Below are 15,236 nucleotides of genomic sequence, written 5' to 3'. Positions count from 1 at the left end.
GTCATCCCTTATACAATGCGAAACGCATCCACCAGCACGCATCGACGCAGCCGCACAAAGGTACGCGCGCTGGTCACGCCTTCGCCGGTTGGCGTGGTGATGGTCATGGTGGTCCAGCCTTCTCCGCCCAATCCAAGCCCGGCAATGCACGGCCCGTTTTTGACGAAAATGCTGGTGTCGATGGCGTTCGCCATCTGGTTCATGTTGTCGATATTGCGCGAGTGCATCGCCGCCGTATGGTGGCAACCGCCTTCAAGCTGAACCGCCAGGGCGATGGCTTCTTCGACGTTGGCGACCCGCACCACCGGCAGTACCGGCATCATCATTTCAGTGACGGCAAACGGATGGTTAGCTGGCGTTTCCACAAACAGCAGGCGCGTTTGATCCGGGACGTTCAGGCCGATGGCTGCGGCAATCTTGCCCGCGTCACGACCGACCCAGTCACGGCTGACGGTGCCTTTGCCGCGCTCATCAATATTCTTCAGCAGCACCGGCTGGAGCTGTTCGGCCTGAGCGGCGGTCAGTTTCACCGCGTGCTGACCTTCCATCAGACGCATCAGCTCGTCGGCGACGCTATCCACCACAATCAGCACTTTTTCGTCAGCACAGATGATGTTGTTATCAAACGACGCGCCTTTGACGATGGATTGTGCAGCGCGAGGCAGGTCGGCGGTCTCATCCACCACCACCGGGGGATTACCGGCACCAGCGGCAATCAGGCGTTTATTAGTATGTTTGCGCGCCGCGTCCACCACCGCTTCGCCGCCGGTCACCACCAGCAGGCCAATACCGGGATACTTGAACAGCCGCTGGGCGGTTTCGATATCCGGGTTCGCCACGGTGACCAGCAAATTTTCCGGGCCGCCGGCGGCGACCACCGCCTGATTGAGGAGGGTGATTGCCCGCTGAGAGACCTTTTTCGCCGCCGGATGCGGAGCAAACACAACGCTGTTGCCTGCGGCAATCAGGCTGATGGCGTTATTAATCACCGTCGCCGCCGGATTGGTGGACGGCGTGACCGAGGCCACCACGCCCCACGGCGCATTTTCAATCAGCGTCAGGCCGTTATCGCCGGTCAGCACCTGCGGAGATAAACACTCGACGCCCGGCGTGCCGCGCGCCTGCGCCACGTTTTTAGCAAATTTATCGTCAACGCGTCCCATGCCGGTTTCGCTGACGGCAAGTTCCGCTAATTCTCGGGCGTGTTTTTCGCCCGCTTCGCGAATGGCATGAATGGCAAGCTGGCGCATCGCCACGCTCTTCAGCCCCTGCTGGGCCCGTTTTGCTGCCGCCACTGCGTCATCCAGGGAGGCAAAAACGCCCATCTCATGAACAGTGCTGTCCGGCTGGCTGCTGTCTTTCATTTTCAGCAGTACCGCTTTCACCACCTGTTCAATATCCTGTTGATTCATGATGTTCAGTCCTATTTATGGAAAACCACTTTCCCGCCAGCCACCACTTCATCGACGATGCCAATGACGCACAGATCGACCGGTGATAATTCGCTGCGATGCGCCTGGCGTGCGGAACTGCCGCTGACCAGCAGTACCCACTCTCCGGTTCCCGCCCCGATACTGTCGATAGCGACGGCACACTGCCCGTCGGGGTTGCCCTGGGCATCGATCATTTCCACCATCAGCAATTTGTCATGCGCCAGTCCCTGATGGCGGACGGTACATACGATTTGTCCTGTGACGACTGCCAGTTTCATATCCGCCTCCATGGATTGCCCGTTGGGTCGTAGGCCTTGAATCTGCGCACCATCAGGCAATGGCGCGCATTCATGCCGGATGGCGACGCTGCGCGTCTTATCCGGCCTACCATCAAATGTTGCTGTCGCCTTTGAAGCTGATCGGGAACACTTCTTCCAGATCGCCGTGCGGGCGTGGAATCACGTGTACGGAGACCAGCTCGCCAATGCGCTGCGCCGCAGCGGCGCCAGCATCGGTTGCGGCTTTGCACGCCGCCACGTCGCCACGTACCATGGCCGTACACAGGCCACCGCCAATCTGCTTCACGCCGACCAGCTTCACGCGTGCGGCTTTTACCATCGCATCTGAGGCCTCAATCAGCGCAACCAGGCCCCGGGTTTCAATCATTCCTAATGCTTCCATCGTGTTTTCCTCTCATTAAAGGGGTCCAGAACGGGACCGTTCATTCAACCAGTGTGTGTAAGCTGCGTTCGCGGCTCACGTCAGCCTGGCGCGGCACGGCTGCCACCAACGCCAGTTCGATAATTTCCTGCACGCTACAGCCTCGGGAGAGGTCGTGAAGCGGCGCGGCAAGCCCCTGAATTAGCGGCCCAACAGCGCGATAGCCTCCCAGACGCTGAGCGATTTTGTAGCCAATATTGCCCGCCTCCAGCGACGGGAAAATCATCACGTTGGCGCGGCCTTGCAGCGGGCTGTCAGGCGCTTTTTGCGCGGCGACCTCCGGTACGAAAGCGGCGTCAAACTGCAATTCACCGTCCACAAGCAGTTGCGGCGCACGTTCGCGAACGAGCTCTGTCGCCTGCTGCACGTTGGCAACATTGGGGTGACGGGCGCTGCCGTTGCTTGAAAATGACAGCATCGCCACGTGCGGCTCTTCGCCGGTAATGGCCCGCCAGGTGTCGGCGCTGGCGATAGCGATATCCGCCAGCTGCGCCGCCGTCGGCTGCGGCACTACGCTGCAATCGGCGAACCCTAATGCCCGACCGGCATACTGCGGCAGCATCAGGAAAATAGACGACAATGTTTTGCATCCGGGTTGCAGGCCAATCACCCGCAGCCCTGCGCGCAGCACATTCGCCGTTGACGACAGGTTGCCTGCGATACACACATCAGCCTCACCGGCGCTCACCATGGCGGCAGCGAACATTAGCGGGTCGCTAAGCTTTTCCACTGCGTCCGGCGGCGTTTTTTCTCCGGCACGGGCAAGCCAGCGTTGCGCAAAACGCTGGCGCATACTCAGGTTGCTGTGTGGGTCGATGACCTGAATGCCATCCATCGCCATACGATGACTCAGGGCAAACTGACGCAGCGCAAACGGACTGGCGACCAGAACGGGGCGAGCCAGACCGCACTGTTGCAGGTAATGCGCCGCTTTCAGCACGCGTTCGTCCAGCGCATCGGGAAAGACGACTCTGGCGGGGGCACGTACCGCCAGTTCGCGGGCGCGTTCAATGATCATGGCTTCTCTCCCAACCGTTGTTGAATTTGGGCGACCGTCAGCGGATGTTTCGCCACGCTCAAAATCATCATCACGTAAACCGTGCTGGAGAGACGGTTCAGCGCCTGTAAAATGTCCGGGCGCAAGACCTCAAAACTACGGGTAATAAACACTTGTGCGGCGAGGGTTTCCGTTTCACGGACTTTGGTTCGCAGCAGATTAAGCAGCGCCGCATCGCGACCGTGGCTGGCCTCCGGCACCAGGTGATCGTGGTCGAGATAGCGCAGCGGCTGGTGGGAAAGGCGATGCAGCTCATCCTCGTTCAGCCCGACGATAGACTGCGCCGCCAGCGGTTCATCTATAGCGTCGGCGCGCATAATGTTGCCCAGCCGTGAGCGGATATCGAAAAGCCACGGCTGCCAGGGTTCCGCCAGTTCGATTTGTAGCCACACGGTCAGCGCGATGGCGCTGTCGAGCGCGGCGCGAAAGCCGAGGCGCGGGTCGCTTTTGGCGACCATTTTGTCCGCCGTCAGATGGGTCAGCGTATCGGGCTTTTTCACCACCGGCTGGCGGCACAGTTCACAGCAGGCCTGTGGGTGCGTATCGCTACTGGTTAAGCCATGTACCGGCTGCGGCTGCTGTTCGTCATCATCGACAAACAGCCGGCCTTGCTGATCCAGAAACTTAATGCGCAGGCGACGGCTTTCCAGCAGTTCCCGGGCCGAGGGCGTCAGTCGTGCATCAGCGGGCAGATGGATCTCCGAGCCTTCGCTGAGCGTGTGATTCGCTCTGAGCCACGTTTCGGTGATGAAATCGTTCATACGGATTGCCAGTTCGCAGGCCAGGCGACGTACAGAAAGCGCACGGACGTTGGCGTGCCAAATTCAATGCTGGAGCCTTTAGGGATGAACATGACATCTCCGGCTTTGGCAATCATGGTTTCGCCTTCATGACGTACGTGCAGTTCGCCCTCCAGCACCATGTCGATTTCGTCGTAGTTCAGCGTCCACGGGAAAAAGGCGTTGTCCCACTGCATAAACCCGGCGGCCATGCTGCTGCCGTCCTGCTCTGTAACCAGATCGGTTAAGCCGACGCAGTGCGGTTCGGCGCCGTCGAAGCGGCCAAATTTCACGCTGCTGCCGTCAATGACTTTCACGCCGCCTTTACCCGTGACGGAGGTAAAGCTCGGCTGCATCGTCCCCAGTTCCAACGACTGCTTTTCCTTGAGCACTTTTTCCATCAACTGCGCCACCAGGCTTTCAGTAAACTGCCCTTCCGGGAGCTGCGCGATGATGGCTTCCCGAATGCGCTGGCTTTCGCTTTTACACGCCTGCGCCGATGTGGATGCCGGGACGGACTCGTCGCATTCGGTAATCGTGAAGCCCAGTAGTTCCGCCACTTCGCGAGCCTCCGGGGTAATAATGCTGGCGCGCAGCACTACCGACATCGCCTGTTCGCCGCGGGCGTGGGCCGCACGAATATCGTTAGCTGTGATAAGTTTTTTCACCTGCCTCTTCCTCCTGTTCACTGAGAGCCGCCAGATAATCCACCAACTGCCGCACGCTTTGCGGGTCGTGGCCGTTGAGCTCGAAAATCGGCTCCCGGAATCCAATCTCGCAAAGCAACTGCCGCGTAGCGGCGACGTCGGCATCCGGCATGTCCGTTTTGCTGATAACGGCGATATGTCGTTTACGGGTTCCAACATCCAATAACCCGGCAGGTAAGCGACTTTCTTTATCGTTTGCCGCGTGGACATAAATCAGCGTGTCCACATCCTGCAACGTGGTAATTAAGGCGTGATACCAACGGGGATGGCTAAAATATTCACCCGGCGTATCTATATCGCCATGATCATTAAATTCCACGGCCTGCGTTTTTCTGGCGAGGGAATAATTTCCCCGTAACGCGTTAAAAAGCGTTGTCTTTCCGGCACCGACCGCGCCGACAAAAGCAATACGTTTCATTACCGCCACCAATTAACTTTTTGTTAACTCACACAGGGTAAAGTTTAATAATCGCCCCAGCCCGCTGACTGTCTGTAATAGCGCTTCTTCTACTGCACCGACGGTGCCATAAATCACCAGCGCGCCGCTAAATCTGTCGAGAAAACCGATGTGTACATCCGCAGCCTTCATCGCTAAATCGCCAGCAATCATGGCCGTTTCCCCCGGCGTTAAGGTCATAATGCCAATCGCGCCAGCATCGGGAACGCCGATCTTTTTCGCCAGTTCTTCACCAGGGTGCGCAATGAGATGCGCCAGCGTGACCTGTTTGCCCGGCACAAATTCCTGAATAATGCGTTCTTTATTCATTGCTCACCGTCTCCACTGAAACTGCCGTCATCGTGGCAATTTTTTGTCGGAGTAAATAACAAAATTCGGCAAGGTGATGTAAAAGGTGAGGTAGATCACTAAGAGAAAGAAAATAAAAGGGACTTCTGTCGAAGGTGTTAACGATAAATATCGTGGTGCATCACATTTTCAGGCGTCATTCTGAATTTAAACCTGTTCCGCAATAAATACCCACCGGCTATTCTTTGTATTACTACTATTGATAAAAATAATGCGTATCACTCGATTTGTGCATAGTACAGATTCAGTGAAATAAGTAGGGGTAACACAATAGGTTCCAGAATATCCCCACACGAGCCTTCCATACCATGGCGAAGCCCAGCGGCGCATAAAAAAAGCGCAGGAGAACCTGCGCCAGAAGAGAGTGTAATGCGTTATTAAAGCGGCGTGGTTTGCGCTTCAACTACCGCTAACGCCACCATATTCACGATACGGCGTACAGAGGCGATCGGCGTTAATACATGTACCGGTTTAGACACGCCCATCAGGACCGGGCCGACCGTGACGCCTTCGGAACTGGAGACGCGGAGTAAGTTGTAACTAATGCGGGCGGCTTCCATATTCGGCATCACCAGAATATTGGCGGCTCCCTTCAGCGGGCTATCCGGCATCCGGTCATTACGAATACTTTCCACCAACGCTGCATCACCGTGCATCTCACCGTCAATCATCAGATCGGGCGCTCGTTCGCGTACCCGCTCAAGGGTTTCGCGCATTTTGCTGGCGGACAGCGAATTTGAGGAACCAAAGTTAGAGTGCGACAACAGCGCGACTTTCGGCTCAATACCAAAGCGGCGAACGGTTTCCGCCGCCATTACGGTGATCTCCGCCAACTGTTCCGGCGTGGGATCTTCGTTAACATAAGTATCGGCGATAAAAGTGTTGCCGCTTGGCAGCAGTAAGGCGTTCATCGCCCCTGCCGTATGCACGCCGTCACGGTAGCCAAAGACGGCTTTCACGACGCTGAAATGCTCATGGTAGTCGCCGATGGTGCCGCAGATCATCGCATCCGCTTCCCCACGCTGCACCATGATCGCGCCAATGGCCGTATGGTTGCCGATCATCGCACGCTGCGCCTGTTCCTGAGTTACCCCGCGACGCTTCATGATCTGGTAATACTCGCTCCAGTACTCTTTGAAGCGCGGATCGGATTCATTATTCACGATCTCGAAATCAACGCCCGCTTTGATCTGTAGCCCCAGTTTCTGGATACGCATTTCGATCACGCTCGGACGTCCGATCAGGATGGGTTTCGCCAGCCCCAGGGTGATCAACTCCTGGGTTGCGTGCAGCACGCGCGCCTCTTCCCCTTCCGGCAGCACTACGCGCTTCGGATCTTTGCGTGCCTGCGAGAAGATCGGCTTCATGAACAGGTTGGTTTTGTAGACAAACTCGGTCAGTTTATCGATATAGGCATCAAAGTCAGCAATCGGGCGCGTCGCCACGCCGGAATCCATTGCCGCTTTCGCGACCGCCGGAGCGATTTTGACAATCAGACGCGGATCGAACGGTTTCGGAATAATGTATTCCGGCCCAAAGCTCAGGTCCTGATCGCCATAGGCCGAGGCCACCACTTCGCTCTGTTCGGCGTGCGCCAGCTCAGCAATCGCACGGACCGCCGCCAGTTTCATCTCTTCGTTGATCGCCGTCGCGCCGACGTCCAGTGCGCCGCGGAAGATAAACGGGAAGCACAATACGTTGTTCACCTGGTTCGGATAGTCGGAACGACCGGTACAGATAATGGCGTCCGGGCGCACTTCTTTCGCCAGCGGCGGCAGAATTTCCGGTTCCGGGTTAGCCAGCGCCAGAATCATTGGCGCGCGGGCCATTTTCTTCACCATCTCCTGAGTCAGCACTTTCGGGCCTGAACAGCCGAGGAAAATATCCGCGCCGTCAATGACCTCATCCAGCGTGCGCTTGCCGCTGTCGTCTACCGCATAGGCCGCTTTGGTCTCCGCCATATTCGGCTCACGGCCTTTGTAAATAACGCCCTTAGAGTCGCACACCACGATGTTGTGCTTTTGCATCCCCAACGCGACCAGCAGGTTCATACAAGCGATTGCCGCCGCCCCTGCGCCGGAGACGACCATCCGCACGTCGGAAATATTTTTCTCTACGACTCGCAGGCCATTAAGAATGGCGGCCGTACTGATGATCGCCGTTCCGTGCTGATCGTCATGGAAAACCGGGATGTTCATGCGCTCGCGCAGTTTCTGTTCAATATAGAAACATTCCGGCGCTTTAATGTCTTCGAGGTTAATGCCGCCAAAGGTCGGCTCCAGCGCCGCGACCACGTTGATAAATTTGTCCGGGTCAAGCTCATCGACTTCAATGTCAAACACATCAATGCCGGCGAATTTTTTAAACAGAACGCCTTTGCCTTCCATGACCGGCTTGCCGGCCAGCGCGCCAATGTTGCCTAACCCCAGCACCGCTGTACCGTTGGAAATGACCGCGACAAGGTTGCCGCGCGCGGTGTATTTGTAGGCTGCCAGCGGATCTTTTTCGATTTCCAGGCAGGGCGCCGCCACGCCTGGCGAGTAAGCCAACGCCAGATCGCGTTGGGTGGCAAGGGGCTTAGTCGGAGAAACCTGAATTTTACCGGGTACCGGAAATTCGTGGAAATCAAGGGCGCTTTGTTTTAACTGCTCATCCATCTTGTTGTTCCTTTCACGTATCGTTCAAAAAGTGACGCGGCCTGGTGCGCCGCACATTATCACCGTACTGCGCAACACAAACTTTGAAGGTCTGCAAACTATCACGACGCGGCGCAAGAGTTTGTTATCAACTTATAACGGCCATGTTACCTGCTTATACCAGCAATACCATGCCTATCTGCTATGCTTTTTGGTTATGTAGTGTATCAATCTTTCAGAAGTGTGAATCAACACACTCATCTAACACTTTACTTTTCAAGGAGTATTTCCTATGAACCAGCTAGACGGCATCAAACAATTCACTACCGTCGTCGCCGACAGCGGCGACATCGAGTCCATCCGCCACTACCAGCCGCAGGATGCCACGACAAATCCCTCTTTACTGTTGAAAGCCGCCGGGCTTGAGCAGTATGGTCATTTGATTGAGGATGCGATTGCCTGGGGAAAAAAACACGGCGGTACGCAGGAACAGCAGGTTGCAGCAGCCAGCGATAAACTGGCGGTCAATTTTGGCGCGGAAATACTGAAAAGTATTCCCGGTCGCGTCTCCACTGAAGTCGACGCGCGGTTATCATTCGATAAAGAAAAAAGTATCGAGAAAGCGCGCCGTCTGGTGGATCTCTACCAGCAGCAGGGTATTGATAAATCGCGCATTCTGATCAAGCTCGCCGCAACCTGGGAAGGTATCCGCGCCGCCGGGCAGCTCGAAAAAGAGGGCATTAATTGCAACCTGACGTTGTTGTTCTCTTTTGCCCAGGCGCGCGCCTGCGCCGAAGCGGGCGTCTATTTGATCTCTCCGTTCGTGGGCCGAATTTACGACTGGTATCAGGCGCGTAGTCCGCTGGAGCCGTATGTCGTGGAGGAAGATCCCGGCGTGAAATCGGTACGCAATATCTACGATTACTTTAAACAGCATCGCTATGAAACCATCGTGATGGGGGCAAGTTTCCGCCGTACTGAGCAAATCCTCGCGCTAACCGGCTGCGATCGACTGACTATCTCCCCTAACCTGCTTAAAGAGCTGAAAGAAAAAGAAGAACCGGTGATCCGTAAACTGGTGCCTTCCTCGCAGATGTTCCACCGTCCTACGCCAATGACGGAAGCGGAGTTCCGCTGGGAACATAATCAGGACGCGATGGCCGTAGAGAAGCTGTCGGAAGGTATCCGTCTTTTTGCCGTTGACCAGCGCAAACTGGAAGACCTGCTTGCCGCCAAACTATAAACCTTGCATGGAGTGATTTATGTCCCGTAAAGACCTTGCCAATGCGATTCGTGCGCTGAGCATGGATGCCGTTCAAAAAGCCAATTCCGGGCACCCCGGCGCGCCGATGGGGATGGCGGATATCGCTGAAGTGCTATGGAACGATTTTCTTAAACATAACCCCACCGATCCGACCTGGTATGACCGTGATCGTTTTATCCTTTCCAACGGTCACGCCTCCATGCTGCTCTATAGTCTGCTGCATTTAACCGGTTATGACCTGCCGCTGGAGGAGTTAAAAAACTTCCGTCAACTGCACTCTAAAACGCCCGGTCACCCGGAGATTGGCTATACGCCCGGCGTTGAAACCACCACCGGGCCGCTGGGCCAGGGGCTGGCGAATGCCGTCGGGCTGGCGATTGCCGAGCGTACGTTAGGCGCACAGTTCAACCGGCCGGACCATGAGATTGTCGACCACTACACCTATGTCTTTATGGGCGACGGCTGTCTGATGGAGGGGATCTCGCATGAGGTGTGTTCGCTGGCTGGTACGCTGGGGCTGGGCAAACTGATCGGCTTTTACGATCACAACGGCATCTCCATTGATGGCGAAACCGAAGGCTGGTTTACCGACGATACCGCCAAACGTTTTGAAGCCTACCACTGGCATGTCGTGCATGACATTGACGGGCACGATCCGGAGGCGGTGAAAAAAGCCATTCTGGAAGCCCAGAGCGTAAAAGACAAACCTTCGCTAATTATCTGTCGGACGGTGATAGGTTTTGGCTCGCCGAATAAAGCCGGGAAGGAGGAGTCGCACGGCGCGGCGCTGGGCGAAGAAGAGGTGGCTCTGACCCGCCAGAAGCTGGGATGGCATCATCCGGCGTTTGAGATCCCAAAAGAAATTTACCGCGCGTGGGATGGCCGTGAAAAAGGCGAGAAAGCGCAGCAGCAGTGGCAGGAAAAGTTTGCTGCTTATAAGAAGGCTTATCCTGAGCTGGCCGCAGAGTTTACCCGCCGGATGAGCGGCGGATTGCCGGAGGCATGGGAATCCGCCACGCAAAAATTTATTAACGACTTGCAGGCTAATCCGGCCAAAATCGCCACCCGTAAAGCATCGCAAAATACGCTCAATGCCTACGGTCCCCTGTTGCCGGAACTGTTGGGCGGATCGGCGGATCTGGCGCCGAGCAACCTGACTATCTGGAAAGGTTCGACCTCGTTGAAAGAGGATCCGGCAGGTAATTACATCCACTATGGCGTGCGCGAATTCGGCATGACCGCCATTGCCAACGGCATCGCCCACCACGGCGGCTTTGTACCGTATACCGCCACGTTTCTGATGTTTGTCGAATATGCGCGTAACGCGGCGCGTATGGCGGCCTTAATGAAAGCCCGGCAGATTATGGTCTATACCCACGACTCCATCGGTTTGGGCGAAGATGGCCCGACGCACCAGGCCGTGGAACAACTGGCGAGCCTGCGCTTAACGCCAAACTTCAGCACCTGGCGTCCCTGCGATCAGGTTGAGGCGGCGGTCGGCTGGAAGCTGGCCATTGAACGTCAGCACGGGCCGACGGCGTTGATTCTCTCGCGGCAGAATCTGGCGCAGGTGGAACGCACGCCGGAACAGGTGAAAGCAATTGCTCGCGGCGGTTATATTCTGAAGGATAGCGGCGGCAAGCCGGATATCATTCTGATCGCTACCGGATCGGAAATGGAAATTACCCTCCAGGCGGCGGAAAAATTGACTGGCGAGGGGCATAACGTTCGCGTGGTGTCGTTGCCTTCAACGGATATTTTCGATGCGCAGGACGAGGCATATCGCGAATCAGTGCTACCGGCGCACGTGACCGCCCGCGTCGCGGTGGAAGCCGGTATAGCCGACTACTGGTATAAATATGTTGGCCTAAAAGGCGCAATTATCGGCATGACGGGATACGGTGAATCCGCCCCGGCTGACAAACTGTTCCCGTATTTTGGCTTTACCGTGGAAAATATTGTAGAAAAAGCCCGCCGGGTGCTGAACATCAAAGGCTAAGGCGAGCGTTAGCAACACAGACTTTGCGCAGTCTGCAGACCTGTTCTGTAGGCTGTGCAAAATTACTTCGTAGACTCAGGCGCATCTGACTGCCCGATGACGACCTCATCAATGGATTTATGGCACATCAGGCAAAAGGCCTTTTTTTTATGCGCCTGTAATGTTGAATCCCATGCCGCTGATCCGCCTTCTTTATTCACTTTCTCTCTTATCGCCGCCAGCCGATCTATTTCATAATAAGCGCTCAGGCAGCCACAATGGGGGCATAATACGGGGCCATTATTTATTTTCATACTATTTCCTGCTGTGGTGAGGCTATCGGGTAAAGTAACAATCCTACCGTAACGTAGCAATCTCTATACCATAAATGAAACCTCAATAGGTGTATCCCTATTCTGAAAAGGGGGATAACAACCAGGATTCAACGCGTGATCCACAGCGTAGGCCAGGCATCCGGCCCGTGCCAGCTATCGCAGCTCGGTTCTTCGGCATAACGCACCAGACGAAAACGATCGCCATCATAACGCCAGCGCGTCTGGATACCGCAGTCGGTTAACCCCCGCCCTTTCGCCAACGTCACCAGCTCGCGCGTTTTCTCGTCAAAGAAGGCGTTCATCAACTCCATGTCATTACTTTCGACGCCGCGATTAAACGGCAGCCGCAAACGTACGGCGCGCGAGGCGAGCGTTTTTTTGCGTGAAACTACCCAGGCGAGATCAATGGTGTTATAGGCGCCGGCTTCGCAGTTAACAATCAATAACGCTTTATCATCCGTCAACGCGCTGACCTGCGTCTCGCGACGCAGCGGGTCAAGCGAACAGCGAATGCCGTTTACCCGCCATGCTGCGTAGTCCAGCAGATCGTCGCGTTCTTCCTCACTCAGCGGTACGGGCGTTGGATTAATCACGGCGATCCCCTTTAATGCCGGTGCCGGGGGCACGCTGAGCGGCGGTTCGTTTCCTTTTTCAATCCAGGCGGTTTCGCTGCCCACACGTTTTTGTTGCGCGTCGATAAACAGTAATGCCGCTTTTAATCCCGCCAGCGAAAGCGTCTGAACGCCGTTTTTTAAGGTGATGGCCTGCGCATCCTGAATCGTCTGTAAAAATGCGGTGATGGTGGCAGGATCGCCGGTCATGAGATGCCAGGGCGACACGCGCCAGTGTGGACTGTTGAACGAAAGCGGTTTGCCATCCAGCAATAAGCGAGGCGCAATTGCGGCTTCTTTAGCGTCGGGCGGCGCCAAACCGCCGCGGTCGATACGCAGTACCGCATCGGTACGCGCCCCGGCGCTGCGGCTTAATGTCATCACCAGCCCATGATGTTCGCCAGTATTGCGCGCTACGCAAAAATTTTGGTTATTACAGGTGACCTGCCAGTCGGAAAAAGTCCGTTGCGCTGGCGCAGCCCACAGTAGCTGGACCGGCAACAGGCCAAACAGACAAAAAAGAATAACGCGGTAGCGCATGAACGGAACAACCCCAGATTCAGAACAACACAGCTAAGGCGGTATCTTCCTTGCGCGCCTCAGGGTTCTCAATCAGATTTATCGGATTGGTCTTTTTTGTGTAAAGAAATATATTTCTTTTTTTTCAGTCCATTAGATGAGACGTCTGTAAATAGTTAAGCAATAACACGGTCTTACCGTCCCGAATCTCACCTGAGCGCACCATTTCCAGCGCCCGGGAAAACGGCAGTTCAAGCACCTCAATCTCTTCGTCCTCCACGCCGCCGCCGATGCTGGCACGCTCGCTATCATGATATTCGGCAATGAAGAAATGAATCAGCTCCGTGACGCCGCCTGGCGACATATAAAGCTCAAATATCTTGCGTACCTCACCAACGTCATACCCTGTCTCTTCAATGGCCTCTTTACGGATACAGACCTCCGGCTCGTCGTTATCAAGCAGGCCAGCGCAGGTTTCAATTAACATACCGTCTTGATTACCGTTGACCCATGTCGCCACGCGAAACTGACGAACCAGAACCACGGTTTTTTTAGTTGAGTTGTAAAGCAGAATGGTTGCGCCATTCCCGCGATCGTAAACCTCACGCTTGTGACGGATAACCTCGCCATTACGACGGGTCAGGTCATAGGTAATGTTGCGCAGAGTAAAATAATTATCAGAAAGAATTTTATCCTTAATAAGCGTAATGGTTTGCGACATGCTGGCTCCAGGGTGTAAAAAGAGCATTAATATTACGCCGTGAGGTCGGTTTTGTCTGCTGAAGGGTTAATCCTTAACGCCGACTGAACAGATGTACAGCCATATTTTTCTGTCACTGCCATGACCATATTCTGCTTCTCCGGGCCGCAAAGTCCATGCTCGCGATATGATTTGACGGCCGGAGTGAGACTGAGGGAATCATCATGAAATTTACTCTCGTTGCGACGGTTCTACTGACGTTTTCCCTTTCAGCTTTTGCCGTTGAGTATCCGGTATTGACCACCGCGAGCCCTGATCAGGTGGGATTTGATAGCCAAAAACTTCACCGACTTGATGGCTGGATTCAAAATCAAATTGATGCCGGATATCCCAGTATTAATCTTCTGGTGATAAAAGATAATCATATTGTTCTACAAAAAGCCTGGGGCTATGCCAAAAAATATGACGGTTCCACGCTGTTAGCCCATCCCATTCGGGCGACCACTAACACGATGTATGACCTGGCTTCAAACACAAAAATGTATGCCACTAACTTTGCATTGCAAAAACTGGTGTATGAAGGGAAAATAGATGTCAATGATTTGGTATCAAAATACATCCCCGGCTTTAAGGATATGCCTGGGGATAAAATAAAAGGCAAAGATAAACTCCGCATTATTGATATTCTTCATCACGTCGCGGGCTTTCCTGCCGACCCACAATATCCCAATAAAAACGTCGCCGGTAAATTATTTTCACAGAGTAAAAGCACTACTCTGGAGATGATTAAAAAGACGCCGCTGGAATATCAACCTGGATCAAAGCATATCTACAGCGACGTGGATTATATGATTCTTGGTTTTATCGTTGAATCGATAACGGCAATGCCATTAGATCGCTACGTCGAAACCACCATTTATAAACCGCTCGGATTAAAACATACCGTCTTTAACCCGCTGATGAAAGGCTTCACGCCGCCGCAAATCGCCGCAACGGAACTACACGGCAATACGCGTGACGGCGTGATTCATTTCCCCAATATTCGCACCAATACACTATGGGGCCAGGTGCATGATGAAAAAGCCTGGTACTCAATGGGCGGCGTTTCAGGACACGCCGGACTGTTTTCTGACACCCATGATATGGCTGTGTTAATGCAAGTCATGCTCAATGGGGGCGGCTACGGTAACGTGAAGCTATTCGACGACAAAACGGTTGCTCAGTTTACTCGCCGCTCGCCAGAAGACGCTACCTTTGGTCTGGGGTGGCGCGTTAACGGCAACGCCTCAATGACCCCCACGTTCGGGGTATTAGCCAGTCCACAAACGTATGGACATACCGGATGGACCGGAACGCTGACGTCTATCGATCCGGTTAATCATATGGCGATTGTGATTTTAGGTAACAGGCCGCACTCGCCGGTAGCAAATCCTAAAGTAAATCCGAATGTTTTTGTCAGTGGATTATTACCTGCGGCGACGTATGGCTGGATTGTTGACCGGATATATGGTTCCTTAAAATAAAAATTAAGAGCCTATCCCACCAGGCGTTATTGGCGCAGCCAGTTTGGACACGGACAGCGCGCAAAAACCGGAGCGTACACGTAGTACGTGAGGTTTGACTCGCTACGCTCGCCCTTCGGGCCGCCGCTAGCGGCGTTCAAAACGCTAACGCGTTTTGGCGAGCACTGCC

The 15,236-nt window shown here is 54.7% G+C and carries 15 protein-coding genes; 3 read left to right on the top strand and 12 right to left on the bottom strand.

Annotated elements, in window-relative coordinates; translation table 11 throughout:
* Nucleotides 1-8: 8 nt before the first annotated feature.
* The 9 genes from LDB27_RS06310 to maeB all read right to left on the bottom strand — a co-directional run bounded on the left by LDB27_RS06310 (nt 9) and on the right by maeB (nt 8,158).
* Nucleotides 9-1,412, bottom strand: a complete 1,404-nt coding sequence (locus LDB27_RS06310; RefSeq protein ID WP_001075649.1) for an aldehyde dehydrogenase family protein — start codon at nt 1,410-1,412, stop codon at nt 9-11.
* A gap of 11 nt (nt 1,413-1,423) precedes the next feature.
* Nucleotides 1,424-1,711: an ethanolamine utilization microcompartment protein EutN gene (gene eutN, locus LDB27_RS06305; protein ID WP_001522340.1), complete on the bottom strand. Its 288-nt coding sequence runs from the start codon at nt 1,709-1,711 to the stop codon at nt 1,424-1,426.
* A gap of 112 nt (nt 1,712-1,823) precedes the next feature.
* A complete protein-coding gene (gene eutM, locus LDB27_RS06300) occupies nt 1,824-2,114 on the bottom strand; it encodes an ethanolamine utilization microcompartment protein EutM (RefSeq protein WP_000387716.1) in 291 nt (96 codons plus the stop codon).
* Between the two features lie 40 nt (nt 2,115-2,154).
* On the bottom strand, nt 2,155-3,171 hold the full coding sequence (gene pta / locus LDB27_RS06295) for a phosphate acetyltransferase (protein ID WP_000582917.1): 1,017 nt from the start codon (nt 3,169-3,171) through the stop codon (nt 2,155-2,157).
* Nucleotides 3,168-3,971, bottom strand: coding sequence for an ethanolamine utilization cob(I)yrinic acid a,c-diamide adenosyltransferase EutT (eutT, locus tag LDB27_RS06290; RefSeq protein ID WP_000997661.1), 804 nt, complete (start codon nt 3,969-3,971; stop codon nt 3,168-3,170). The genes pta and eutT overlap by 4 nt, the downstream gene beginning before the upstream one ends.
* Nucleotides 3,968-4,657: an ethanolamine utilization acetate kinase EutQ gene (gene eutQ, locus LDB27_RS06285; protein WP_000733867.1), complete on the bottom strand. Its 690-nt coding sequence runs from the start codon at nt 4,655-4,657 to the stop codon at nt 3,968-3,970. Before eutQ ends, eutT begins: the two co-directional genes overlap by 4 nt.
* Nucleotides 4,635-5,114 carry an ethanolamine utilization acetate kinase EutP gene (gene eutP / locus LDB27_RS06280; protein ID WP_000820751.1) on the bottom strand — a complete coding sequence of 160 codons (480 nt, stop codon included), beginning with the start codon at nt 5,112-5,114 and terminating at the stop codon, nt 4,635-4,637. Before eutP ends, eutQ begins: the two co-directional genes overlap by 23 nt.
* A 12-nt stretch (nt 5,115-5,126) precedes the next feature.
* Nucleotides 5,127-5,462 carry an ethanolamine utilization microcompartment protein EutS gene (eutS, locus tag LDB27_RS06275; RefSeq protein WP_001031445.1) on the bottom strand — a complete coding sequence of 112 codons (336 nt, stop codon included), beginning with the start codon at nt 5,460-5,462 and terminating at the stop codon, nt 5,127-5,129.
* A gap of 416 nt (nt 5,463-5,878) precedes the next feature.
* Nucleotides 5,879-8,158 carry an NADP-dependent oxaloacetate-decarboxylating malate dehydrogenase gene (gene maeB / locus LDB27_RS06270; RefSeq protein WP_000344300.1) on the bottom strand — a complete coding sequence of 760 codons (2,280 nt, stop codon included), beginning with the start codon at nt 8,156-8,158 and terminating at the stop codon, nt 5,879-5,881.
* A 271-nt stretch (nt 8,159-8,429) separates the two neighbouring features.
* Here maeB and tal point away from each other — a divergent pair, with 271 nt between their 5' ends.
* Both tal and tkt read left to right on the top strand, forming a co-directional pair.
* Nucleotides 8,430-9,380: a transaldolase gene (gene tal / locus LDB27_RS06265; RefSeq protein WP_225519930.1), complete on the top strand. Its 951-nt coding sequence runs from the start codon at nt 8,430-8,432 to the stop codon at nt 9,378-9,380.
* Between the two features lie 19 nt (nt 9,381-9,399).
* Nucleotides 9,400-11,400 (top strand): transketolase, encoded by a 2,001-nt coding sequence (tkt, locus tag LDB27_RS06260; RefSeq protein ID WP_023203690.1) that lies wholly within the window; start codon nt 9,400-9,402, stop codon nt 11,398-11,400.
* Between the two features lie 62 nt (nt 11,401-11,462).
* On the opposite strand, the gene LDB27_RS06255 is transcribed toward tkt, so the two are convergent.
* The 3 genes from LDB27_RS06255 to nudK all read right to left on the bottom strand — a co-directional run bounded on the left by LDB27_RS06255 (nt 11,463) and on the right by nudK (nt 13,565).
* Complete coding sequence (locus LDB27_RS06255; RefSeq protein ID WP_000700635.1) at nt 11,463-11,693, bottom strand: hypothetical protein; 231 nt, start codon at nt 11,691-11,693, stop codon at nt 11,463-11,465.
* A 128-nt stretch (nt 11,694-11,821) separates the two neighbouring features.
* Entirely contained in the window at nt 11,822-12,865 is a 1,044-nt protein-coding gene (locus LDB27_RS06250) for a DUF1176 domain-containing protein (protein WP_001270669.1), read from the bottom strand.
* A 124-nt stretch (nt 12,866-12,989) separates the two neighbouring features.
* Nucleotides 12,990-13,565, bottom strand: a complete 576-nt coding sequence (nudK, locus tag LDB27_RS06245) for a GDP-mannose pyrophosphatase NudK (protein ID WP_000084037.1) — start codon at nt 13,563-13,565, stop codon at nt 12,990-12,992.
* 203 nt (nt 13,566-13,768) lie between these two features.
* On the opposite strand from nudK, the gene pbp4b reads away from it, so the two are divergent.
* Nucleotides 13,769-15,067: a penicillin binding protein PBP4B gene (gene pbp4b, locus LDB27_RS06240; protein WP_000673298.1), complete on the top strand. Its 1,299-nt coding sequence runs from the start codon at nt 13,769-13,771 to the stop codon at nt 15,065-15,067.
* Nucleotides 15,068-15,236: the final 169 nt, after the last annotated feature.

This window comes from Salmonella sp. JXY0409-18 (genome assembly GCF_020268625.1).
In the GTDB taxonomy this organism is placed as follows: domain Bacteria; phylum Pseudomonadota; class Gammaproteobacteria; order Enterobacterales; family Enterobacteriaceae; genus Salmonella; species Salmonella enterica.
This window is presented reverse-complemented; position numbering and strand designations above follow the sequence as displayed.